This is a genomic window from Pseudomonas sp. ChxA, from assembly GCF_030263855.1.
Classification (GTDB): domain Bacteria; phylum Pseudomonadota; class Gammaproteobacteria; order Pseudomonadales; family Pseudomonadaceae; genus Aquipseudomonas; species Aquipseudomonas fluorescens_CB.
In genome coordinates this window covers 1,570,704-1,594,266 of record NZ_JARPMK010000002.1, presented here as the reverse complement: position 1 = coordinate 1,594,266, position 23,563 = coordinate 1,570,704, and the positions used below count along the sequence as shown (strand labels likewise).

23 protein-coding genes are annotated in these 23,563 nt (G+C 52.9%); 14 read left to right on the top strand and 9 right to left on the bottom strand.

Annotation, left to right across the window (positions count from 1 at the left end; all coding sequences use genetic code 11):
• Positions 1-10: 10 nt before the first annotated feature.
• On the bottom strand, positions 11-481 hold the full coding sequence (locus P5706_RS33110; RefSeq protein ID WP_170036558.1) for a DUF2271 domain-containing protein: 471 nt from the start codon (positions 479-481) through the stop codon (positions 11-13).
• An 85-nt stretch (positions 482-566) separates the two neighbouring features.
• Positions 567-890 (bottom strand): PepSY domain-containing protein, encoded by a 324-nt coding sequence (locus P5706_RS33105; protein ID WP_170036560.1) that lies wholly within the window; start codon positions 888-890, stop codon positions 567-569.
• A 131-nt stretch (positions 891-1,021) separates the two neighbouring features.
• Between P5706_RS33105 and P5706_RS33100 the strand changes: the two genes are divergently transcribed.
• Together P5706_RS33100 and P5706_RS33095 are read left to right on the top strand one after the other, a co-directional pair.
• Positions 1,022-1,681, top strand: coding sequence for a response regulator transcription factor (locus P5706_RS33100; protein ID WP_170036562.1), 660 nt, complete (start codon positions 1,022-1,024; stop codon positions 1,679-1,681).
• Positions 1,678-3,021 carry a sensor histidine kinase gene (locus P5706_RS33095; protein ID WP_170036564.1) on the top strand — a complete coding sequence of 448 codons (1,344 nt, stop codon included), beginning with the start codon at positions 1,678-1,680 and terminating at the stop codon, positions 3,019-3,021. Before P5706_RS33100 ends, P5706_RS33095 begins: the two co-directional genes overlap by 4 nt.
• Before the next feature lie 533 nt (positions 3,022-3,554).
• Here the strand turns inward: P5706_RS33095 and arsH are convergent.
• The 5 genes from arsH to P5706_RS33070 all read right to left on the bottom strand — a co-directional run bounded on the left by arsH (position 3,555) and on the right by P5706_RS33070 (position 7,610).
• On the bottom strand, positions 3,555-4,268 hold the full coding sequence (gene arsH / locus P5706_RS33090) for an arsenical resistance protein ArsH (RefSeq protein WP_170036566.1): 714 nt from the start codon (positions 4,266-4,268) through the stop codon (positions 3,555-3,557).
• A gap of 29 nt (positions 4,269-4,297) precedes the next feature.
• On the bottom strand, positions 4,298-4,768 hold the full coding sequence (locus P5706_RS33085) for an arsenate reductase ArsC (protein WP_170036568.1): 471 nt from the start codon (positions 4,766-4,768) through the stop codon (positions 4,298-4,300).
• Between the two features lie 67 nt (positions 4,769-4,835).
• Positions 4,836-5,192, bottom strand: a complete 357-nt coding sequence (locus P5706_RS33080) for a metalloregulator ArsR/SmtB family transcription factor (RefSeq protein WP_170036570.1) — start codon at positions 5,190-5,192, stop codon at positions 4,836-4,838.
• 179 nt (positions 5,193-5,371) lie between these two features.
• A complete protein-coding gene (locus P5706_RS33075) occupies positions 5,372-7,144 on the bottom strand; it encodes a TniQ family protein (RefSeq protein WP_170036572.1) in 1,773 nt (590 codons plus the stop codon).
• Positions 7,113-7,610 (bottom strand): MarR family winged helix-turn-helix transcriptional regulator, encoded by a 498-nt coding sequence (locus P5706_RS33070; RefSeq protein WP_170036574.1) that lies wholly within the window; start codon positions 7,608-7,610, stop codon positions 7,113-7,115. The genes P5706_RS33075 and P5706_RS33070 overlap by 32 nt, the downstream gene beginning before the upstream one ends.
• A 196-nt stretch (positions 7,611-7,806) precedes the next feature.
• Between P5706_RS33070 and arsQ the strand changes: the two genes are divergently transcribed.
• The 8 genes from arsQ (at position 7,807) to P5706_RS33030 (ending at position 15,520) form a co-directional block, all read left to right on the top strand.
• A complete protein-coding gene (gene arsQ, locus P5706_RS33065; RefSeq protein ID WP_170036576.1) occupies positions 7,807-9,012 on the top strand; it encodes an arsinothricin export permease ArsQ in 1,206 nt (401 codons plus the stop codon).
• Between the two features lie 72 nt (positions 9,013-9,084).
• On the top strand, positions 9,085-10,359 hold the full coding sequence (gene arsL / locus P5706_RS33060) for an arsinothricin biosynthesis radical SAM protein ArsL (RefSeq protein WP_017129314.1): 1,275 nt from the start codon (positions 9,085-9,087) through the stop codon (positions 10,357-10,359).
• 11 nt (positions 10,360-10,370) lie between these two features.
• Positions 10,371-11,252: a DUF8838 domain-containing protein gene (locus P5706_RS33055; RefSeq protein ID WP_170036578.1), complete on the top strand. Its 882-nt coding sequence runs from the start codon at positions 10,371-10,373 to the stop codon at positions 11,250-11,252.
• A 16-nt stretch (positions 11,253-11,268) separates the two neighbouring features.
• Positions 11,269-12,318, top strand: coding sequence for an arsinothricin biosynthesis methyltransferase ArsM (arsM, locus tag P5706_RS33050; protein WP_170036580.1), 1,050 nt, complete (start codon positions 11,269-11,271; stop codon positions 12,316-12,318).
• 68 nt (positions 12,319-12,386) lie between these two features.
• The gene (locus P5706_RS33045) at positions 12,387-13,097 is read left to right on the top strand and encodes an aquaporin (RefSeq protein WP_170036582.1); all 711 of its coding nucleotides are present in this window, start codon (positions 12,387-12,389) and stop codon (positions 13,095-13,097) included.
• A 138-nt stretch (positions 13,098-13,235) separates the two neighbouring features.
• Positions 13,236-13,781, top strand: a complete 546-nt coding sequence (locus P5706_RS33040; RefSeq protein WP_170036584.1) for an arsinothricin resistance N-acetyltransferase ArsN1 family B — start codon at positions 13,236-13,238, stop codon at positions 13,779-13,781.
• Between the two features lie 122 nt (positions 13,782-13,903).
• On the top strand, positions 13,904-14,296 hold the full coding sequence (locus P5706_RS33035; protein WP_285684700.1) for a DUF6957 family protein: 393 nt from the start codon (positions 13,904-13,906) through the stop codon (positions 14,294-14,296).
• Between the two features lie 399 nt (positions 14,297-14,695).
• On the top strand, positions 14,696-15,520 hold the full coding sequence (locus P5706_RS33030; RefSeq protein WP_170036588.1) for a MarR family transcriptional regulator: 825 nt from the start codon (positions 14,696-14,698) through the stop codon (positions 15,518-15,520).
• A gap of 9 nt (positions 15,521-15,529) precedes the next feature.
• Here the strand turns inward: P5706_RS33030 and P5706_RS33025 are convergent, their stop codons facing one another.
• Positions 15,530-16,819 carry an ATP-binding domain-containing protein gene (locus P5706_RS33025; protein ID WP_170036590.1) on the bottom strand — a complete coding sequence of 430 codons (1,290 nt, stop codon included), beginning with the start codon at positions 16,817-16,819 and terminating at the stop codon, positions 15,530-15,532.
• Entirely contained in the window at positions 16,816-18,603 is a 1,788-nt protein-coding gene (locus P5706_RS33020) for an ATP-dependent nuclease (protein ID WP_170036592.1), read from the bottom strand. The genes P5706_RS33025 and P5706_RS33020 overlap by 4 nt, the downstream gene beginning before the upstream one ends.
• Before the next feature lie 410 nt (positions 18,604-19,013).
• Here P5706_RS33020 and P5706_RS33015 point away from each other — a divergent pair, with 410 nt between their 5' ends.
• The 4 genes from P5706_RS33015 to dmeF all read left to right on the top strand — a co-directional run bounded on the left by P5706_RS33015 (position 19,014) and on the right by dmeF (position 23,403).
• Positions 19,014-20,132 (top strand): nucleoid-associated protein, encoded by a 1,119-nt coding sequence (locus P5706_RS33015; RefSeq protein WP_170036594.1) that lies wholly within the window; start codon positions 19,014-19,016, stop codon positions 20,130-20,132.
• 2 nt (positions 20,133-20,134) lie between these two features.
• Complete coding sequence (locus P5706_RS33010) at positions 20,135-21,355, top strand: hypothetical protein (RefSeq protein ID WP_170036596.1); 1,221 nt, start codon at positions 20,135-20,137, stop codon at positions 21,353-21,355.
• Between the two features lie 834 nt (positions 21,356-22,189).
• Positions 22,190-22,465 (top strand): metal/formaldehyde-sensitive transcriptional repressor, encoded by a 276-nt coding sequence (locus tag P5706_RS33005; RefSeq protein ID WP_170036598.1) that lies wholly within the window; start codon positions 22,190-22,192, stop codon positions 22,463-22,465.
• Between the two features lie 20 nt (positions 22,466-22,485).
• A complete protein-coding gene (gene dmeF, locus P5706_RS33000) occupies positions 22,486-23,403 on the top strand; it encodes a CDF family Co(II)/Ni(II) efflux transporter DmeF (RefSeq protein ID WP_170036600.1) in 918 nt (305 codons plus the stop codon).
• The last annotated feature ends 160 nt before the right edge of the window (positions 23,404-23,563 follow it).

Here is a 23,563-nt window from a genome sequence, read left to right as displayed (position 1 = left end):
GTCGCTGTTGCTAAAGGTCGTAGGTAAAGGAATCGACGTAAGTGCTGCCGGTCGCCGATGTACCCGAACCTTTGGACGTCAGGGGGACGCTGATGTCGGCCCGGGCTTCGCGCTTGTTCTCCACGGCGCTGTCGATGCGGATCTGATACCCGGCGTCAATCAAAGTGTCTGCCAGTTCAACGCTGACTTTTAGGGTCTGCCCGCTGCCGACACTGGCGCCGCTGACCCCGTCAAATTCGCTCGGGTTCATGCCGCTGCCACGGGCCCAGTCGGTCAAGTGCCGGTAGTACTTGGCCTTCTTGCCGGCCACCCAAAGGGTCTTCTGGTATTGGCCGTTGGAGTCGGTGACATAGATCGCCAGGTACGCATCGTTGCCGCTGTAGTTCTTGAGTTGGGTGGTCAGGGTCACTTCGCGGGCCTGGGCCAGCCCCGGCAGGGCAATGGCGCCGATGAGGCAGCTTGCGGCAATGATCTTTTTCATGGCGATGTCCTGTTTGAGCGTTGTGGCGAGAGCCTGGACCTGCTGGCTGACAGCAACCTGAACAGGCTGGAAAAATCCGCAGCGATCATTCGCGGGCAGGGTTGGCGAGGTAGTCCCGAGCGTCGCCGTCATCGCCGAAATTGATCTGCAACGTGCGCAATCGCAGGGAGGCGGGGGCGTAGCGGGCCTCGATCGCGTTGCCCTTGCGGTCAGCGCCCTTGAGCTTGTAGCAACCGTCATCGACCTTGATGCGCTGCACGCTCCAGCCCCATTGCTGCTCCACGTGCTGGCGCAAGGTTTCGCGCGGTTGCCAGTCGCTGACCGGCTCATTGCACTCGTCGTCGGCCAAGGCGTAACCGCTGAGCAGCACGCTCAACAGGGCGGTACTGGCAATAAAAGCTGATTTCATGATCTGTCTCCTGCCGGGTCGGCGTCTGTGGCATACCCTAAGGTCCATTCCTGACAACCAGCTGAATCTTCAGATTCACGTCAGGTAAGGCGGTTAGGCTGTTGCACGACAACCATCACAGGAAGTGCCATATGCGGGTTTTATTGGTCGAGGACGCCCCCGGGCTGGGAGAAGCGGTGCGCGAGCAGATCGCCGATGACGGCCACGCCGTGGATTGGGTGCAGCGCCTGGACCATGCGCGCAGCAGCGTGCGCACCACGCCTTACGACCTGATCCTGCTGGACTTGATGCTGCCGGACGGTCGCGGGCTGGACTTCTTGCGTCAGCGGCGCTCAGCGGGGGACGTGACCCCGGTGATTATCCTGACTGCCCAGGATCAGATCTCCGATCGCATCGCCGGCCTCAATGCCGGGGCCGACGACTACCTGGTCAAACCGTTCGATCTGTTCGAACTCTCTGCCCGGGTGGCGGCGGTGGCCAGACGTTACAGCGGCAACCCCAACCCGCAGATCAAACTCGGCGAACTACAGATCGACATGAACGCCCGCACGGTGCAGCGCGCCGGCGCCACCGTGGACCTGACGGCGCGGGAATGGGCGTTGTTCGAGGCGTTTGTCCAGCGCCCCAGCGCATTGCTGTCGAAGTCGCAACTGGAGGAACGCTTGTACGCCTTTGGCGCGGAAATCGAGAGCAACACCATCGAGGTGTATATCAGTCGCTTGCGTAAAAAACTCGGGCGCGATCTGATCGAAACCGTGCGCGGCATGGGTTACCGGTTGATGTCCGTATGAAGTCGTCGTCGAGCCTGCAAAAACGCCTCGGCCTGGGGCTGACCCTGGGCATGACCTTGCTCTGGCTCGGGGCTACCGTCGGTGCCTGGCTGGTGGTGCAACATGAGTTGAACGAGGCGTTCGACAGCGCTCTGGAGGAGACCGCGCAACGCATCCTGCCCCTGGCCGTGCTGGAGATCAGCAACCGCGAAGAGCCCCGCGAAGCACAACACATCGCCACCCTGAAAACGCACAAGGAATACTTGACGTACCTAGTGCGCAATGCCAATGGTGAGATTCTGATGAAGTCCCACGACTCCAACCCGAAGATCTTCAACAAGCAGCCGAGTGAAGGCTTTTCCACAACTGAAAAATACCGTCTGTATGGCGCGAGCGCGCTGCGCGAGACGCTGTTTATTGAGATTGCCGAACCACTTGGGCATCGCCGCGAAGCCGCGCGGGAAGCCTTGTTTGCCTTGTTGATGCCGTTATTGGCGCTGATTCCCATCAGCCTGTTGGGCACTTGGTTGTTTGTGCGCATCAGCTTGCGCAGCGTGTTGGCCTATCGTCGTGCCGTGGAGGCTCGTGGTGTGGGCGATCTGTCACCGATCAAAGTGGCCCGACTGCCGGCAGAAATCGACCCGTTGGCCGACGCGGTCAACCATTTGCTGGAGCGCTTGCGCAAGGCATTGGAGGCCGAGCGCAGCTTTACCGCCAACAGCGCTCACGAGCTTCGCACGCCACTGGCCGCGACCCTGGCGCAGATCCAGCGGCTGCGCCACGAAGCGCCCGAAGGGCCGCTGCGCGTGCGGGCGGCGAAGATCGAAAACTCATTGCGCGAGTTGGCGCGGCTCTCGGAAAAACTCATGCAACTGGCCAAGGCCGAGGGCGGCGGGCTGCTTTCCGCAGTCCCTCAGGACCTGATCCCGTTGCTGGCCCATGGGGTCGATGAGTGGAACCTCGGCAGTGGGCATCGAATCAAGTTGAAGTTACCCACCAAGGCTTGCGTCTACTCCGCTATTGATCCGGACGCGTTCGGCATCCTGTTGCGCAACCTGATCGAGAATGCGCTGAAGTACGGCGCAACCGATCAACCGGTCGAGGTCAGCCTGACTGCTCAGGCGTTACTGCAAGTTGTCAATGGCGGACCAACAGTGCCAGCGCCAGTGTTGCAGCGCCTGACCGAGCGCTTTGTGCGAGGCAGCAGTGAAGCAAGCGGTTCAGGCCTGGGCCTGGCAATTGCAAAAACCATTGTTCAAGGCGTCGGCGCCAGCATGACCCTGGCCTCACCGGCGAGGGGACAGGGTCAGGGGTTTGAGGTGCGCGTCCAGTTTGTACTCATCCCGACAGTTAAAGAATGAGCACATCCTAACGCCCGCTTTTTCGGTTTTTCCTAAAGGATGGCGATTACTTTCTGGAAAACGATGACCTCTTTCTCCTCAATCCATTGGAGCCACGTTATTTGGCACGACAAAATCCTGAACCTCTAGCGAATGACTATATCTGGCCAATATCTGTTGATCGGAAATGTCCCGACCCACCTTTGCAATGAATCGCAACGGCTTGGCTTGCCTTCAGAAGCTCCGACAATGCTGGGAGAGCCTTCTGCCACTTGGCCTCAAATTCAGCGTCGGGAGCCTCATCGTCCTCAATCGGTAACTGAAACCAAGTGAGTCCAGCTGCCTGGACTTACTGACCTTACTCACCGACGCCGTTGTGAGTAAGTTCGGTGTCGGCCATCAGACTGACAATGGCTCTGGCGCCTGCGTTTTTCAGAGTGTCGTGCGCTTGCTGAAGCGGCTCATCCTGAGTACCCGGACACGGGGTAAAGATGAGAGTGCCCGTACCATCTGGCATTGCTAGGATCGAGAAAGGGTGAGACATGATGAGATCCTTAGATAGAGCGCTGATTCACTCGTTTCGACAGCTCTTCGGCCGACTCTTTGCGTTCCGAGTAACGGTCTACCAGGTAGTCCTGGCGGTCACGCAATAGCAGGGTGAACTTCATCAGTTCTTCCATCACGTCGACCAGGCGGTCGTAGTAAGACGAAGGCTTCATACGTCCATCCTCGTCAAACTCGGTGAACGCCTTGGGCACTGATGACTGATTGGGGATTGTCACCATGCGCATCCAACGTCCCAAAACCCGTAGTTGGTTCACTACATTGAAAGACTGAGAGCCGCCACAAACCTGCATGACTGCCAAGGTTTTACCTTGGGTTGGACGTACTGCGCCCATCGCCAAAGGCACCCAGTCGATCTGAGCTTTAAAGACGGCGCTCATCGATCCATGACGCTCCGGAGAACACCACACCTGTCCTTCCGACCACTGCATTAGCTCGCGGAGCTCTGCGACTTTCGGATGGGTATCCGGAGCATCATCAGGCAGCGGTAATCCTGATGGGTTGAAGATTCGTGTTTCCGCACCAAAGTGCTCCAGCAACCGCGCGGCTTCCTGGGTAACCAACCGGCTGAACGAACGCTCGCGGGTTGAACCGTAGATGAGAAGAATTCGGGGTTTATGAGTGGACGGCTCACAAGGAGTGAGCCGTTCCATGCTTGGGACGTCGATGAGATCCGCTTCGATGTTTGGGAAATAGTCTTTCATAGTTACTCCTGGTCCCGGCGACGCTTGGCTCACAATGTGCCGATGCGAGTTAGCTCAGCTTTGAGATCTGCTTCGCTCAACGTAGCGATAGGCAACGAAATGAAGGCGTTTACCCGCTCCTGGATTTTGATCAGGGTTTGCTGGAATGCCGCATCGATCTGCGCTTCCGATCCCGTAGCTTCGGATGGATCAGCCAACCCCCAGTGAGCCTTGAGCGCCGGGCCGAAGAAAATCGGGCAGGCTTCGCCGGCAGCCCGATCGCAGACGGTGATCACGATCTCTGGTGGCGCCCCTTCAAAGGCATCGGATGCTTTACTGCTAAGGCCTTCAGTAGGGATACCAGCAGCTTTGAGCGTTTGAATCGCTCGCTTGTTTACCCGGCCACTTGGGAAGCTCCCGGAACTGACGGCTTCCATTCCTTCAGGAGCAAGGTGATTGAACACCGCCTCGGACAAGATGCTCCTGCAGCTGTTGTGGGTGCACATGAATAGGACTTTCATTGTGATCTCCTGGAATTAAAAGCTAAGGCGCAAAGCCAAGGCGCTCAGGGTGTCAATGAGGATTGGATCAGCCGCATACGGTCTGATTGACTCGACGATCATCCATTTCACAGAGCTGCTTAGTTTCTGTGTCCAGCCACTGTCGGTTGGCATCGACGACACCTTTAAGCACTTCGGTGACCCAGCTAGGTAGGTCAGGGTGGAGTCGGTAGTAAACCCATTGGCCTTGGCGCCGATCCGCCAGTAACCCAGAGGATCTCAGCAACGCGAGGTGTCGAGATATTTTGGGTTGGCTCTGCCCAAGAGCCACGGTCAGTTCGCATACACAGAGTTCGCCCTCGCGGGCGATGAGTAGCGTTATTTTGGTTCGAGTGGCATCTGCCAAGCTTTTAAACAGGACGGTGGGGGTGATGAGCTCGCTCATGTTCACTTCTCCCGCATATGGAAAATCGAATATATGATAATTCGAATATGCGGTAAAGCGAATGTGCTGGGTGGTTAGATGCGTCACCCTCCAGTGAAGAAGGGCGAGCCGAGGATCGTTTGTCGGAATCGATAGATCGCCCCATCTAAGCGAAGGGAATGCAGGCCAAGGGTGGCTACTTAACTTTTTTGCTTGGTGTAGGCTCGTCCTCCGAGGGACATTTGGTAACCAGGAGGGCCCTCCCATTGGCGGGTGACGTTTGCTTTGGCCAATTCTTTTTCAACATCTATTCCTTCGCTCACCATTTTTTCCACATTCCATTCGAAGTAGCTAATGAGTGCGCTCCAAGCTTGATTAGGCAAAGACGACAGTTGAACCAAGCTCGTAATAGTGGGAGTTAATTTCAGACGGTGCATTTCTGATAGCACTGAAATAATTCTGCGCAAACGGAAGTGCCACACTGATTCAAAATTAGTTTCGAGCTGTTCGGATACCAGTGGAAATAGGCTATTTCGTTGAGGGACGCCTGCTATTCTCTTTGGTAGCAATGCAAGCATATTTCCAAGATTGACGCGGATCTGTGTTTTGCTAATTTTATAAAGATCATTAACGCCAATTTTAATTATGTCTGCGTATTCGTTATCGAGTTTATTGGTTTTAGATTCTTCTGTTGACGCAGTATTTACTTTTTTTGAGAGTACGCCTAAAAGCCATTTTTTATCATTTGCTGTGAGCCAAAGGGTAGCTTGATACGCATGTTTCCATAAGTAATCCAAGGTTGCTCCCGTACGGGCTTCAATGATGTTGTTAACTTTCAGGCGATGAAGTGCCTTGGTGGTGTTAGGGGTTGTTTTGTTGTATGGTTTTCTGGACTTTGTTCCAGTAAATAGTATTAGCTCTTCCGTAATTCTCTTTTTAAATGTCTTCACGTCTCCAAATAAATGAAGAGAAATGATGAGGTGTCGGGTGATGGGCATATCTAGCTGATCATTAACAGTGGTGGTTCTTATCCACTGATGGTACTTGCCTGACGCGTACGCGTTATCAATTCGCGACAAAAAATCATGACCAAATTTTGATTGGATACTTTCGAACATTTTCGTCGTCGCCATAAGGTTTCCACGAGCAAACCCATTTTTCTTAGCTTGTCGACGATAGCATGCGGCTAATACCCCAGATGGAACTGCCGGCAAGTCACTGTGCAGAAGGTCCTTTGCAAACTGCGCAAATTTTTGCTCGATTTCCGGCACTCTCGAAGGAGAGTGTGAGCCTAATGGTCTCCAGCCGCATACGCAGGAGCTGGTTAACATAGGTAATAGCTTGTTTTTTCGGTAAAACGGATGAGTGCAAGTTGGACAGGCCTGTAATAAAGTCTCACCGTGTCTCCAGCAAGCTGTTACGCCCGGAATGTGATGAGATCGGTGCCAGTACGAATGTCCCATCTCAATAAGATCCGATTGGGCACAGGAAAGGCAAATCTTAGCCATGCTATGAAAACTTACCTCTCTACGAGGAAGTCTGGATACGAGCGAAGTGCTATTGTCATCATGGTTGATTTTGGAGATGCCTAAGAATGGCTTGTAAGCAGGAAGAATAGTATTGCACGCAAGCAACTCATTTAGATTATCGCTCTTGTCGCCAGGAAGCTTCTCCGCAAGGTCTTCGATTCGTTTCGGGATAATTTTGATAACAAATGGTTCGGCACCAAAAAGATCTTTAAAAGTCTCACGCTCAGTTCTATTTCCCGAAAGTAAATGATATCGGGTAACTCGTGATTGAAGGGTCTCGTCTGGCATGGACATTGGGAAGAACAGAATTTTTTGAGACATTCGTAAGACTTTAGGTGAGGGGCACTTTTTCTCAGACTTTACAGGTCTAGAGACGGTGCGATTTTTCGGGAGAAGGACAGATTTTGCTATTTCAGCAACATTTGCTTGGCAGATATTCGTCACGGCTAAGGTCTTTCAGGCCGCAGCGTTGTTCGGTGGCTTTGGCGAAGCGGCGTAGCATTTCGATCGCGCCATCACGTGCTTCTTTCGATAAGTCGCAGGCTAGATTACGAGCTTCTCCCACCAAGTCCGATCGAATGCTTTCGTAGATGGCCATGCCTTCGGGCGTCACGGTGATTGCCAGCGCACGGCCGTCACTTGCGTCCGGTACACGTTGAACCAGGCCCTGTTTGGCAAGCGAATCGACCAGCCGGCTGGCATTACTCTTATCGAGAAAAAGCTCGCTGGCCAGCGATTGAACGCGAACAGGCCCAGCCTTTATCACATGCTCAAGCGCGTAGCATTGAGTGACGGATAGACCTTCGCAGCAGTTGCGATCTCTGTCTCGAAACTGGTACACGCGAACCAAATGACTCAGCGCTTCATAGAGCTGTTCGGCATCCTGGTCGATCTGATCGTTCTTTGGCATAGCACTCGGCTCGCAATTCCGGGAAAACGCTAATACCACCTTAGCAGTCGTAGCGACACATATTTTTGGGCATAACGGCCCGAAAAATTGTTCCAAAATATTGGTTGCGAGGCGCAACGTATTTTGCGATTGTGAATTAGAGACAAGGTTCACGGACCTTTCAGAGGCGGTTTCGGTATTGCTTGGAGGTACATGGATGTTGGTAGAAGCGCTTAGGACGAAAACTGGCTCCCGGTTACGGAACCTATGGAGCAGCGTTTCCATTCCTCTCCCTGTCGCGATGCTACTGGGTGCAATACTGATCCCCCTTCTTGCCGGCACAAGCAGCGGTGACGTATTCCAATCGCTGAGCAAAGGATTCGGAAACAATCTCGGCTATTTCGCTATCGTGATCCTGAGCGCGTTTTTCATTGCTGGCTGGATCTCGACGCAGGGAAGCGCTTCCTTCGGAAAGTTCGGTATCTCTCTGTCACCCCTGCTGGGTGCTGGGATGGTATGCCCCGATACAGCTTATGCCTCTCTTGCTCCCATTGCGGGGCAACACAGGAAGTACATTGCGATCGGCTGCTACTCGGGGTTCAAGCTTCTGATGCCCGCTGGCCCGCTGATAATTGGGATTGGGTTAGGGGCTAACACTCATGATCCGCAGTTTCTGTATCTAGGGCTGTTGCTCACAGTCGTCACATGGGCTGCCGGGACGATCTGGACCTACTGGACGACCCGCACGGACTTTCTATCCTCCCGTGGATCGACTGACCCAATAGCGCCTCAGGACTCGGTTCTTAAGGTAATGCTGCCTTTGGCTGTGTTTTTCGTGCTCCTGATTACCGGGTATGCCATTCCCAAGAACCAGCACTCCGTAATTGAGTTCTTCACTACTCCCGCAGGGGCGCTGATCGCCACATCGCTGTTGATCGCATTTAGCTGCAAACCTGGTGAGGTTCAAGATCTGCTGTCCAAAGCGATGCGTAGAACCAGCTCGCTATTGTTTACGATCGGCTGTGCGTCTGCGTTGGGCCAAGCCCTCGGTCTGGTGCTTCCCAAGGACCTGATTCAGCAGGCATTCAGCGCATCGGGTAGCACCACACACATTTTGGTTGGGGTATTCCTACTGGCAGCGGTATTCAAAACTCTGAATGGTTCTTCGCTTGCGACCTTTGCTGCCATCCCTCCTGTTCTTTCTCCGATCCTGGCGTCCAGCGGAGTGGATTTGATGAGCGTCACGTTCGCCGTGTGCCTGGGATCCTTCGTCGCCATTCTCCCTAACGACAGCTATTACTGGCTGGTCAAATCGGACGCTTTCCCCGAATACAGCACCGGCAGGTATATGCGCTTGGTGACTGCCGGTTCAGTTCTACAAGCATTGATAGGTCTGGCAGTTCTTCTGCTGATCTCGCTTTAACTTCGAATTCCTACAAAACCATCAGTGACTCCAGTCACCGAATCGTCGTGCCTGAGCTCAAGGAGAAAGAGAATGAAGTACCTGGTCGCAAGTACATTCGAAGGGGGGTATCAACCGCTCAACGCGATATCTGCTACAACAGCTCTACTCGATGCAGATATCGACGCGCAGCTGATCGATATCTACGTTGAGGGGCTTTCCCTAGAGAGATTCAGCGATGCAGATTTGGTCTTCATCTGCGTACCGCTTTTTGACTCTCTGACTGCGGGAACGCAGCTGGCCAAGCAGCTTAAAGAGGCGAAGCCCTCCCAGAAAATTTGCTTCTTCGGTCAATACGCGACCATCAATGCAAAAAGCCTGGCCTCCAAATACGGTGACTATGCGATCGCCGGCGAGTGGGAAAAACCCATTGTCAGCTTGGCTAAACACCTGAGTGGCGAACAGGAACAAGATCTGCGCGGAGTGATCGATCGGACTCGCGGCCTTTCCAGTGAGATTGTGGTGCCTCAGTTGATCCGTGACGGGTTCCGCCTGCCGCGCAGGGACTTGGCACCGCCTCTACACAAATACCCGCAACCTCAGTTGGAGAAGCTGCTCGGCGAAAAGAAAGTTGTGGGTGGAGTCGAAGGGTCACGCGGATGTCACCACAAGTGTTCCTACTGTTCCGTGTATGCAGCCTACGACGGCAAGGTGCTTTTGGTCTCCGACGATCTTGTAGAGCGCGACGTGGCGAACCTCGTCGCACAGGGAATGACTCACCTCACCTTCACGGATGCCGATTTTTTTAATGCCAAGAAGCACGGTTTGAAAATCATCCGGACTCTGCATTCGCAATTCCCCGACCTCACGTACGACTTCACCACTCGCGTGGATCATATTCTGGAGAACAAAGACGCCATCAAGGAAATGGGGCAGCTCGGGCTTGCTTTCATCACAACCGCGTTGGAGTTCCCCAAGCAGGAAGTTCTCGATCAGGTCTTCAAGGAAATGAACGTGCCCATGATCGAGGAGGCGTTGGCGTTCCTGAAGGAGGCCGGCGTCAAGGTTAATCCGACCTTCATCACGTTCAACCCTTGGGTGAGCCTTGAGGACATGGCCGAGCTGCACGATTTCATTGCTCGCAACGAGCTGGAGAACATCGTCGACCCTATCCAGTTTGAGACTCGGCTGCATCTCTATAAAGGCTCACCGTTGCTTAACAACGACACGGTGAAGGAGTTGCAGTTGGAGGAGCACGAATTTCACTTCGACTGGCAGCATTCGGACTCTCGCCTGGACAAGCTCTTCATGGACTCGGTCACACCGCCGGAAGAGGGTGTGTTCAAACGCTGCTGCCTGAAATGCTAAGGAGATAAAAGATGTCGTCACTTACTTTGTTGCAGGCAGCTCTCAGGCTGGCCAACCAAACTGATGGTCTCCAGGTGCCGGGCCATATTGCCTGGCGCGCGCATAACGAGGCATTGAACAGGTCGCTGAAGGATAGCAAAGACACTCTTTTCATCTGCTCCGAGAGCCGCAATGACGAACTCACAGCCCAGTTTGGGGAGGCTCAAGGCTTAGCGTTCAGTTCGAGTGCGAACGGAGCCGATCCCGCCGCGGCCGTGTTCGCGAACATTTACTGGGAAGGGTTCAATGCTGAGCCCGAATTTGGCCGAATCGCGCAATCGCTCTACGAGCGACTGCAACGTCATGGTCGACTGGTATTCCCGGCTATTCTGTCTGATGAGGAAGCCGTATCGCTCAGGGCCTTCACTGTTGAGGGGGTGGAGTGCAATAACGCGCTCACGGAGCCCGCTGTTGCCGAGCAACTCTGCGAGGCGGGTTTCCATGGCATCACCTATGAGCTCGCATCCGAGGTGCCCGTCTCCATTCAGGACGGCATTGAGTTCCGACTGTTCACCGTGAGCGCATACAAGGGTAAAGCCGGCGTGTGCCTCGACCAGGGGCATGCCGTTATCTACAAAGGTCCCTGGAAGCATACCGTCGACGACGACGGCCATACCTACCAGCGCGGCATCCGTACAGCGGTGTGCGAGAAGACCTTCAATCTGCTGATGTCCGCGCCTTACCAAGGCCAATTCATACCAGTGCGCTGCTATGTCGAGCCAGCCTTAGACAAGAGTGGCTTCTTCGACTGCAACACGCCTTCAATCCGGGATCCCAAGGTCACCAAAGGGCTTGTACCCATCGCAGGCTCTGCCGAGGAATCGTGCTGCGCTGATGGTACTTCGTGCTGCTAAACGGGAGATGTGACTAATGACTTCTGCAATTGAAAACACAATCATCGCCGACTACACCGAGGCGTTGAGCAACGGCAACGTTGTCCTTGAATCGCAGCTGACTGAGAGCTGCTGCAGCGACGCTTATGGCGCCCCATACCTGAAGAACATTCCAAAGCGAATCATCGAGGCCAACTTCGGGTGCGGTAACCCGACCAAGTATGTGCGCGAAGGTGATGTCGTTCTGGACTTGGGCTCAGGGGCCGGTCTGAATTGCTACGTCGCTGCCCAAATCGTCGGCAGTAACGGTGCTGTCTTTGGTATCGACATCAACCCAAGCATGTTGCAGATCGCTCGTGAAGAAGCGAAGGCGTTTCAGAAGGCAACGGATAGCGCACCTTTGCGTTTCTACAAGGCCTCCGCGAGCAACTTGAAAATCGATCAGGAGCTGGCCGAGGAACGCCTGCGTACAGAGCCTTGTGCTGATTGGGCATCGTGGAAAAACTTCGAGCAGTTCATCAGCGATAGCTCTCAGTCCAAGCCTCTTATCGACAGAGAGTCTGTCGATCTGGTGATCTCGAACTGTGTGATCAATCTGGTTGGTGAGACCGAAAAGCAGAATGTTTTTGCCGAAATTTTTCGGGTACTGAAACCAGGCGGACGCTTTGCAATTTCTGACAACGTTTCAGATATCGCCATTCCTGATGAGTTGAAGCGAGACACTAAGCTGTGGTCGGCCTGCTACTCAGGCGTGCTTCAAGAACAGGAGTTCTACCAGCAGCTTCAAGAAGTCGGTCTGACGGGAATAAAGATTGAGGCGAGGAACGACGCCTCAACCAAGCGAATAGGCTCAGTCCGGTTCTACTCCGTCACTGTTACTGGTACCAAGCCTGAAGTTCAGAGCGGGAAGTCTGTGACGGTGATCTACCGAGGGCCTGGGCTTGAACTCACCGGCGATAGCGGCAGGGTTTACAAGCGCGGGGTGCCTACGGAGCTGGCCGCAGGAGATGCCTACCTTTCCGCAGACGATGCGCTGTATGTCGTGGAAGGGAGTCAGCCCGTCAAGCCCAAGTCCTGCTGCTCGTAACAGCGTCTGCGGCTACGAGCCAGCTCAGTAGCCGCTACCCCTCAAATCTCTCCTCATAGGCCTATCCAATGAGTACTTCACGGAAGATCTTGGCTGAGTTTCTCGGTACAGCAGTTCTGCTGTGCACCGTAGTTGGTTCTGGAATCATGGGTCAGCGCCTGGCGAACGGTAACGATGCGCTAGCGCTTCTTGCCAATGCGCTGGCAACTGGCGCGAGCTTGTATGTACTGATCGTGTGCTTCTCCACTTTTTCCGGTGCGCACTTCAACCCGGTGGTCTCTGTAGTCGACTATTTGCGCGGAGGACTGAGCAGTAAGCAACTGGGCCCATACGTGGCGGCTCAAACAACGGGTGCAATCTTCGGGGTATTCGCTGCGCATTTCATGTTCGAGCTGCCTGTGGTCGAGTTCTCCCATCATGTTCGCACAGGGCCATCGCAATGGTTCAGTGAGTACGTGGCAACGTCGGGATTGGTGCTGACAATTCTGCTGTGCGATAAATATCACAAAGCAAAAGTGCCTCAGGTGGTTGCCGCGTATGTTATTGCAGCCTACTGGTTCACGTCCTCCACGAGCTTTGCTAATCCGGCGGTAACGATTGCTCGTGGGTTCACCGATACGTTCTCGGGGATACGGATATCAGACGCCGCGCCGTTCATAATCGCGCAGTTTTTCGGTGGGCTAACGGCGTTGTTCTTGGCGAAGGTTTTCGGTGGTAAAGAGGTCGTCGTGGATATCCCGCAGCCTGGTCTCCACGAGCAGAAGCTACCAATTCAGTGAACGGTGCTCTCTACGGTTCGTGGATGCGGTGAGCCCGTTTGAGGCAAAGTTCACGGTTCTATCGCGACATTCTCAAGGGCTGGGCCTAGGTGGTTCAGCCCTTCAAACGTGGTTCTTTAAGGGGCAGCAAGGAAAGACATGAATTATAAAGTGAGGGTAGCTACACCCGCTGATGCCTCTGACATCCAGGCTATCTATGCGCCGATGGTTTTGGACACGGTCATCTCGTTTGAGCTGACGCCACCGACTGTCGATGAGATGGCAGCACGAATAGCCGCAACACTGCCAACGTATCCCTATCTGGTAGCTGAGATGGACGGCAAGGTCGTTGGATACGCTTATGCCAGCCAGCATCGAGCCAGGGAAGCCTATCGTTGGTCGGTGGATGTCACCGTGTATGTCGACCCGTCAGTGCACCGAAAAGGGGTTGGTCGTGCCCTTTATCAGCAGCTTCTACCAGTCCTAGAGAAACAGGGGTTTCATGCAGCCTATGCCGGCATCGCCTTACCCAACGCGGGAAGCATAGGTATCCATGAAGCGCTCGGGTTTACCCACATCGGCACCTACCCCGAGGTTGGGTTCAAGCATGGCCAATGGCATAGCGTGGGTTATTGGCGCAAACCACTTTGTACGGTGGCGCCGCCAATAGAAATCATCCCGTTCAGTGAGATAAAGGAAGAGTAGAGGAACGAGGTGTGAGATGACCTAGCTGCTATTCGTCGCCATCTGTACCAGGCGATTCGCTGGGAACTATGCTGAAGGATGATTCTCATTCGAATCGGTTTTTTGATCGGCCGGAGGAACGAATGAATTTGGCAGGGTTTACCTCACTGCTTTCTGCAGGGGAGAAAACAAGCGGGTGCCAACTCGCCAACCCAGATGCAGTGGCCCTCGCCAATCTGCACTTTCCTTCCCGTGCCTACTGTCTTGTTGCTGATTGGGCAATATTGGACATCGAAGTTACAACGCGTCAGAGAAAAGCCATCACCGATAGAGGGTTAATCCCTGCTCTCGTTTACGCTTTGACCGTTATCGAAGATAGCAAAGGCCGCTTCCCACCTGGCGATTGGGTTCGAACAACGTTGGCGGTTTCTTTCACTCATGGGTGTTTGTTTGAGACGAAGAATACGATTTATGTATTGATGGGGTTCGGTCGAAGGCTTCGAACAGATCTCGATATAGCACTTAGCCTGTGTTGAACCGTTGCAACAGTGAGTGCTCATAAGTCAGCTGGTTTCACTGCAAACGTGCTCATTCGATAGGATGTGCTGGAGCGCATGGAAATTTAAAATTGAGTTCAAATTGATCAAAAAACAGGCAAAAACCCGCGTCTCAAGCCGACCTCAAATTAACTAATCAGTTTGCCTATATTTTCATATTTAACAGATAGTTATGTAAGATTTGATAGGCGCCTATATCTAGATAGCAACTGCGCTTGGCGTTAGCGTTTCTCCTGTAGCCATTTTTTTGAGGTTCCAGGCAATGAATTCCGTCCTGTTTGTGATTGATAAAGCGCTCTCGGCTGATCCGTTGAAGCTAGCGTTGTGCTGTATCTTGCTTCTGAGTGCTGGTTTGCTGATGCATGCGTGGAGGTCGAAATGAGCGAAGTCGAAATGGGTCGTCCTGTGTCTGAATGGGCCAAAATGCCTGTCGATTGGATACGTGCAGGCGAACTCGTCAACTTTGCGGATGAGTCCTATTCGGTAAAGTCGATGTGGTTGAAGGAGGATAAGTCCGCAAGAAACGCATGCATTTCCTCGCTCAAGCTTTACCTAGCGCTGTGCTGTCGAGCAGATTTCATAACTGGAAATGCGAGCGTGACTTATGAGGAGCTGATTCGGCTCACTGGCTTGTCTCGGCCAACTGTTGCGAAGGCGTTGACGCGACTAGAAGTAGAGGGGCTTATCCAGCGAAAAGCACAGGCCCTCAGGAAGGGGTCGAGCATCCTGATTTGCGGCTGGCTTGAAAGTAAAAGTTGGGCGAAAATCCCGAAACGCTGGCTCTACGATGGCTCGTTTGGCGCCAAGATTCTCATGCTCACTGAGTTCAACTTCAGCAGAGCGTCATTGTCGGCATTAAAGGTGTACATCGCCTTGCTTGCGTACAGGGACTCAAATCGAGGTGGCATCGCTATGCTGTCCTATGACCGGTTAGCGCTGATTACCGGTGTTAAGAGACACCACATCGCGGATGCCATTACGCGATTGTACGATCTGAGAATGATTTCATTCAGACAGGGTGACTTTTCAGAGGCATCTGATTTTTCTAGAACGAACCGCTATCTGGTTCGCGGACTCGGAGTTCGGTGGACTAAGGCAGACGAATTTGAGATACCTCAAAGCTCGATTCATAAAAATCGTCCTGGTGCTGCTGACATTGCGGCAGCTAATCTTTTTGTCTCAACCTCACCTAAAGTTACGTAGTGCTAGGAGCTAGTTCTCGTTTAAAGCTAACTCCTCTCGAACGGAGAAAGGAGGAAGTATCATTGCTCTCGGGAGTTGTACTAGTACCAGACACTGGTGCTTTGCTCTGGTAACGGCATTATAAAGTAGCCGTCTCTGCTGCTCGTCATTTCCACGAATTGCCGCAGGCCAAAGCACAATAACTAGATCAAATTCTCTGTTTTTTGCTCCATGAACGGTTAGCGCTCGAATACCTGGCCCATCTCGTGAGCTTAGACGTCGTTGGTTTGAAAATGAGTGCCGTATGGTGTCCTCCATTTCTTCGCGAAGGACATGCGTCCTTCCCTTAGTCCGACGCTGTTTCTCTAGCCAACGCACGAAGTCTTGAGCAATCGGTGCAGGTTTTTCCGCCATCAATGCGAAAGCTTCCGCCAATGTGGCTTGGTCCGGCAGAGCCAGATCGTCAACGAATGTGTCTGCAAGCTTGGTCTCTGACTCTTCCAGAATTATGTTGTAGGGGCCGTTTCCTCTGCCTGTTGTTCGGGTGGCGACCCATGTGAGGATGCCGTGGGCAAATTGCCCCATTGTTGGGGTGATAATCGCGACCCGATTCCCCCCTCTATTCCAACCAATGCCATTAGAAACGTATGAAGCGGCGAGAGCCGGTGTGGGTGTGTGGAAAATCTTAAAGAGCCCATTTGATGCTGGAGCCTGTGCTGATCGGATAGCACCGGCGGCGGCAAGGAGATTACGATCTGAGGTGCGCCTAGGCTGCTGAAGAAGTGCGTCGTGGCCAACAGCAGTTAACCAATCGCAGGCTGGATTAGGACGTAGCTCCTCGATGAGACATTGAAACTCATCTGCAGCAATTAGAAGGTCCACATGGGGAGCCATTGCCTGCACTATCCGCAGTCGGTTTGGCGTGAGATCTTGTGCTTCATCCACGACCACAATGGGATACGTCGCGGCGATCCAGCGGACAACGATATCGTGAGAAAGGAGATCAGCGGCGATCTGACACACCGCTTCATAATCATTGACTCTTGGATGCCCCATCTCTAATTGGGTTATTAGTGCTTGCCATCTACTGACGATTCTCCAAGCGAATCCATCGATTGTTGTGCACTCGTACTGCCGACGTAGAAGGTCGACATCGCCCAATCGGTCGTCCAAACGCCTCCGCGACCCATGCATAAAGGTCAACGCCAAAACTTTTTGAAACGCCTGTAGAGGCTGTCTTTCCAATCTCGCGGCTAGGTTTGCCATTAACTGATGAGTCTTTCCACAACCCGCCGCGCCGGAAAAAGATTGAATTGTCATGGTTGGAATACCCAGACACCCTCTGGGTCGGCGGCGAAATGGGCGCTAGCAGTTCCCGCGCACGCCATAGCCAAACAGCTGAACAACTCTGCTGCTCTGGCACGGCAGAGAGGTGAGTTAACTATCGCGTCTGCCACCGACTCGTAGCAGATCACGTCCACTTTTTTATTTTTTAAGTGGGTGACGATGTCGGACACAGTCGAGGGGGCAACCTCCGTCAACTCCGTAAGCCTCCCAACTACGTCGTCTTCATCCGCAGCCAAAATCCAGCCTATGGCGTCTTCGATCATTTCGTCGTCAGCCCACCGTATTACTGATGAGGGAGCAGTGGGCTCTGCCAGAAGGCTTGAGATATAGCGTTTACCGTCTCTGTCGCCGTCCACCAGGCAGCAGACCTTGTTATGAGTGGCTGACAGTAACTGGAACGTCTCGACCACTTTGGCATCCTCAGTGGGTACGACGCCGACCTCCAATCCAAACATAGATGGCATGCTCGTGGACCAACCCTCGGACAACATCAAAGGTCGTAGCACCGTTTTCAGTAACAGGAAATCAGCACGACCCTCAGGCACCAATACACACGGGTGCATTAAAGCCGACAGGACATCCACGCGACTTTGCTGAAAAAACTTCCTCTTCCAATTCTGAGCATTTGGTAGCAACGGCTCTGATAAAAAAGGGAGGGCCGAAAGATGACCGTCGACATTTCGCAGAATCAATACAGAGGTTGGATCTGATACCGCAGCGATCAATGGGGAATGCGTAGTAATGAAGGTTTGGGTCGAAAGTGCTTGCACTCGTTGTACCAGCTGCTGCTGACCTGCCGGGGGCAGATGAAGCTCGGGCTCCTCCAAGGCCATTAGAAATCCTTCACCTTCTGCTGCACGACCTCGACCTAGTTCCAGAAGTAGTAATAAACCTTGCAGAGACACCAAACCGCTGCCTTGTCTTGCGGCGGGTACGCCTAGTCCTCCGACGACAGCGAAATGTGCTGCGACAGAGTCTAGGAGTGATCGGCTATCAGTACTCGTCACCCGCAGTTGAACATGGGGTGCATTCGGTATGCATCTCGCTAACTCAGCGTTGACGTTCTGGATCAGTGGTGAAATTCGATCATCGTTCTCGATTGGGGCCTCCGGACGCCTAAGCCGATCACGCTCGGCTAAAATGGCTTCGGACGGTTGCGCTGCGGCTACTTGCAGCGTACGCCGGAAAAGCTCACTCCCCCATGTAAAAACCTTGTCCCAGGTACGGCTCGCTCGTACGAGATAAAACCCAATCTCTTTTATCAAGCGTGGAGGAACGCCAACGGGCGAGTCGTCGGCGAAGGGATCCATCGGGCTATCGTGATCGTGGAAGTAACGAACCATCTCGACCGAGAGTGAGTCGCGGTCGAAATAAGCTTGAGCGCCGATTTGGCAGCAAAGCTTCGATGCCTCCTCGGTGCGAACCGCGCTGATCGTACCGTTGGCTTCGTCCAGCCATTTAGGCACGCCTCTGCCGTCTCTAAACCAATCGGTATTCTGATAAGGGTCTTCGGAAGGAAAATCTGTGATTGTGGCTATAAGCTTTATTCGGTCGGCAGGCTGGGGATCTGAACCGTAAAAGTCATGTTCGGTGAGTTCCCTGATCATCCGCTCCCTTCCTAGAAGAAGCGTCAATGCCTCTATCACCGTAGTTTTTCCGGTGTTGTTAGCCCCGATCAGCACAGGATGGTCTTTAAAGTGAACGCTTCCTGCACGGATACCGCGGAAATTTTGGATATCCAAGATCGCTACTCTCATCACATTTCCTTTGGACTGAACGAGCGAATAGAGAAGATTTCCTTTCCGGCGGCAGAGCCATGTCGACCTCCGAAGTAGTCAATATAGGAGAGATTCGGAGTAGTCCTAATTTCAGTTGATGACCATTTTGGGGGGATCGTGCCTGAGTTGATTTCTCGGACGTAATGTTTGCCGGCACCACTTCAGCTCTGGAATGAGCTTGGGGGTTACCTCCTTATTCAGACAGGACGAACGGCATGGATAATTTTGCTGTATGTATGTACAGTTGTGTCGCAATCTCGGCTACGCTCAAGGGGTAGGCATGGATTCCCTTCCTCGCTTAAGTGTGTCGAGATAAGCCCTGAAGTTTGTTGGGTAAGGTGTTATTTTCAGTGATTCCATATTGATGCTATCGGAACGGAATTCGACCCATGATTACACTGAAAACCGCCATCATTCACAGTTTCAAAAAGCTGGCGAAAACGAGCTTTATCTCCGATGTGGTGAAAAAGGATGTGGTACTCAATACCGAAAACCCAGCATTACAATTTCTGGTGAATGGGATTCACGGTCTCATCGGCAAAGAAGGCAACAGTGTGGTCTACGGCCAGTTCGCCAATGATGAACGGCAAGGTCCATTTCCTGGACGTTTCACCGAGTTTGTAGCCGTACAGGATGATGAGGCCCAGTTCATCGATCTGACTCACTTGGCCATGGATCAACTGGTAGAGCAGGCGGGTACTCAGGTGCTGTCGACCGGCGGACATATTCTATGCGCCCAGTACTCCTCCGGAGCTTCCAATTTTTTCCTCGTCGCTAGCATGAAGGAGCGTGGTGGCATTCAGTTGGACGAAAACTATGTCCCAAAAGAGATTCAGGAAGTAGATCTGAACAAAGTTCAGCAAGCTGCTCGGATCAACTTGGGGAGCTTTGTCGCCATTCAGGCTATGGCTGCTGCCCCAACACCCGAAAGTGAGATGGCAGAGGAAGCCGACTCCACCTATCTATGTTTCATTAGTCGTGGCCGCGACAGTCAGGCGTCTGACTACTTCATCTCTGCATTGGGCTGTGCAAAAGGCGTGGCTTCGGGGCGTGCTACGAAAAATGCTATCGATAACGTAGCCAAGTTCTTTCGCGACAACAAATCTTTAAAAAGCTTCGGCTACAGGGCTAAAGAAGCGGTAATCAAATATCTAGAAGTGCAATTGGCAGCAGGCAAGTCAGCACGATTGGATTCCATTGTTCACGCCGCCGTCGCTCATGTTCCTGCTGACCTAGTTGATGAAATCGCAGGCCTGAAAGATTATTTGAACAGTGAAAAAAACAAGGTTCCTGACGACTTTACGGTCAACGCTAAAACGCTGAAGGAGAAGACTCGGATCAAAGGAGATGCTTCCAATTGGTCGTTGCAGTTCGAACGCGGAGCGCTTGGAAAGGATCCCGCCGCAGACGTCTATTACGATGAAGTTCGGAAGAAGTTGACCCTGTCCAACATGACGACCGAGCTGATTGATGTGGTCGAGAAAGAACTGCTGGCAAGGAACGGCTGAAAATGTTCTCTCATGTGGTAGCCCTCTACCGTGCCCTTGGAGCACCCACCATTGAAGACGGGGTCGTCAGTTACGAGGGAGCGCCAACGGCCGAAATCATTAGCGCATTACGAATGTGTGATGAGTTGCCGGCTGCCTATGGAAAGTTTGAGCATCTTTCTGACGAGGCAGACTTTCTTGAAATTGAATTTCGCTTGCCATCGAATGAGTCGGGCCATTTTTACAGCAGCCTGACCGAGTTTGTCGCGCGAAATGGTTCGTTGGGCAAGGGGCAATTTCCGAGCAATGTTTACATCACTGAGCTTCGCTGGGCAGACAGCGATGATATTGAACCCCCGGAGATTAAGTCTCTCAGGTGCGTCTGTCGGTTAATTGAGTTGCTTGCGCTACTAGCGATCGGCGTTGACAAAGACAGTAGCCCGGACGGCTATAACCTATTTTTTGCCTTACCACCTGATGGGGCGAAGCCTCCGAGAACATTTCTGCTGCCTACTCAGGTCGACGTCAAAGTGCTCGATTATGAACTTAACCACTTGAGCTTATTGGAAGAAATTCTCAATCGGAAAAATGAAAACAAGGCGCACCTCTCTGAACGAAAATTGATGATTCGGATGGCCGTCGCGAGCGTCATCGAGAAGTTCGAAAGCGAGCCGAATTTGCTTCTGGTGATCGTGCGGGAGTGGCGAGAGGTCTTGGCCACTTACCGCGCCAATCTCCAAACGTATGTCTATAGCTTCTCGTTTGAGCGGGTTCGTCGTGAAGTGGCCCAGGCTGAAATCGACTATGGCACCAAGCTGAGTGGAGTGCTGGGAGACATTGCCGGCAAGATGCTCGCCCTCCCGATATCGTTAGCCGGTTTGGTAGCACTGGAGAAAACCACCTCAAAGTTCGAAGGTTTTATCCTTGTCCTCGGCCTGGCTGTGGTCTCGGTGGTTCTGCTTGCGATCTTGCACAATCAAATGCTGCAGACGGAGCGCCTGCTTCATAGCTTCAATGTCATCTTCGATGATTTCAAAGACAAGATAAAAACCTACCCACCAAAGCTCCAACGCCTGCTTAGGATCACCATCGATCAGGTGGACAAACAGGGCCAAACACTGACCAGAACCTTTCGGCTGCTGAAGGGGCTGTCCTTGATACCAATTCTTGGAGCTTTAGTGTTGGCAACGATCAAGTACTGGGACGGCATTGTTTGGCTTTTGATGACTATTCGCGGTGTCTGAACCGATACGGTCTCGCATACCGGAATGCCTCTTTAGAGATCCATAATCTCCGCAAATCAGCATGAGCAGATGTTGCGTCATCATAGCCGAACTGCGTACCGCAGGACGGGCACATGCCAAACGAAGAGCAGCCAACCTCATCGTATGGAGGCTCTTCAAGCCCGGGGTATCCACAAACCGGACAAAGATATGAAACGTTGCTTGCAATCATCCAACCCCCAGATTTCTAGCCTCTAGCCCACGTTGTCGGCGTACCTGCTGATTTCCGGAATCTTATACGTAATCTGAGCAACTAATGTCTGACCTGGGCTGAGTTGGAAAAAACACTAGAGTGGAAGCCGCTAACAAGGGTTTTGACACACTCTGGGCCGCTTGCTGCCCCTCACGACAGGCAGAAATCGGCCAAAAGCCGTCATTGCGTGGACGCTGAGTGGCATACGGAAGCTTCTTGACTTGTTGAGGTTTCGAATCTCTCCTTCACCGCCAAATTACTAAAACGCAAACCCCTGATTTTCCTAGAGAAAGTCGGGGGTTTGTGGTTTTTGGCGCCCTAAAAAAGCCTTCATGGGACCACCATGGGACTGGCGCACTATGTTGGTGCAAATATGAAGCTTGGAGAATGCCCTTGATGGGCCATTTCGTTCGATCGGCAACTTAGTCCTTGAATTCGTCGTTCTACACCGAAACCTGCCTTCCAGGCCTGGTGCTCCCGCTTTCGCTCAGCATCTCTTTCCATCCCAGCATTTTAAGTTGATCTATTTTTCTCTGATTACCTTGTATAGGGGTAGGGGGTATGCCTATCCTGTGCAAAATATAGAGGCGGGGGAGTATGTGATGGGCCACTTGGCAGCAACCAAAGAAGAGCTTCTCAAGCGGGTAAAGCGTATCGCTGGGCAACTTCAAGCTGTTGAGCGTGCATTAGAGTCGGATCTCGATTGCGCCAAAACACTGCACCTCGTAGCTGCTACTCGTGGAGCAATGAATGGCTTGATGGAGGAAATCATTGAGGACCACGCTCGAGAGCATGTTGCTAACCCTTCGCTCAGTGAAGAAGAGCGCAAAAAAGGCGTCGAAGAGCTTCTTGAAGCCATTCGCCGTTACTCCAAGTAAAAGTATGCGGGTGAATATTCATGATTAGCGCCAATACCAGTCACGTACACGAACATGTGTTTCTAGGCTCATCGCATGACGAAAATACCAAGCGCACACTTTGGGTTGTGGCACTGACTGTGGTGATGATGGTGGGTGAGATTACTGCCGGCTATATAACTGGATCGATGGCCTTGTTGGCCGATGGTTTTCATATGGCGACTCACGCTGGCGCGTTGGGTATCGCGGCGGCGGCGTACGGATATGCAAAACGCCATGCATCGAGCCAGCGCTACAGTTTCGGAACCGGAAAGGTCGGAGATTTGGGCGGGTTCGCCTCGGCGCTGATTCTCGGTATGGTTTCCCTAATAATCGCCGTTGAGTCGGTCATGCGCCTTTTACAGCCAACTGAAGTTCAGTTCGGCACTGCTACGCTCATCGCGATCGCCGGTTTGATCGTCAACATTGTTAGTGCTCTGCTGCTGGGACACGGGCACAGTCATGGTCACGACCATGATGGTCATGACCATGTCCATCCTGGACACGACAACAACCTGAAGTCTGCCTACGTTCACGTAATCGCGGACGCGCTGACCTCTGTCCTAGCAATTGCTGCACTACTCGCTGGCCGATACCTAGGCTGGGTATGGCTGGATCCTGTTATGGGCATCGTCGGCGCAATTGTGATCGCACGATGGGCTTGGACGCTGATGGGGGTGACTTCTGCTGTACTGCTGGATAAAACGGACGAGCATGTAGCGGAAGAGATCCGGGAGCTGGTTGAGAGGCCAGGGGATGCAACCATCACAGACTTGCATGTCTGGCGCCTTGGACCAGAAGCGCATGCAGCTATCGTGAGTGTGATTGGTGAATCCACCGCGAGCGCTGAGAGTATTCGTGATCGGCTCAGACCAGTTCATGAAGTCAGTCATCTGACCGTTGAGTTCCGGCCCGCTTGATTCAGAACACTCCCACTATCGAACAGCGTTACCAATAACGCGCCCTATGTTCGAATCTCTCCTTCACCGCCAAATTTCTAAAACACAAACCCCTGATGTTCCTAGAGAAAGTCGGGGGTTTGTGGTTTTTGGCGTCCGAAAAATAGCCCCATGGGACCAC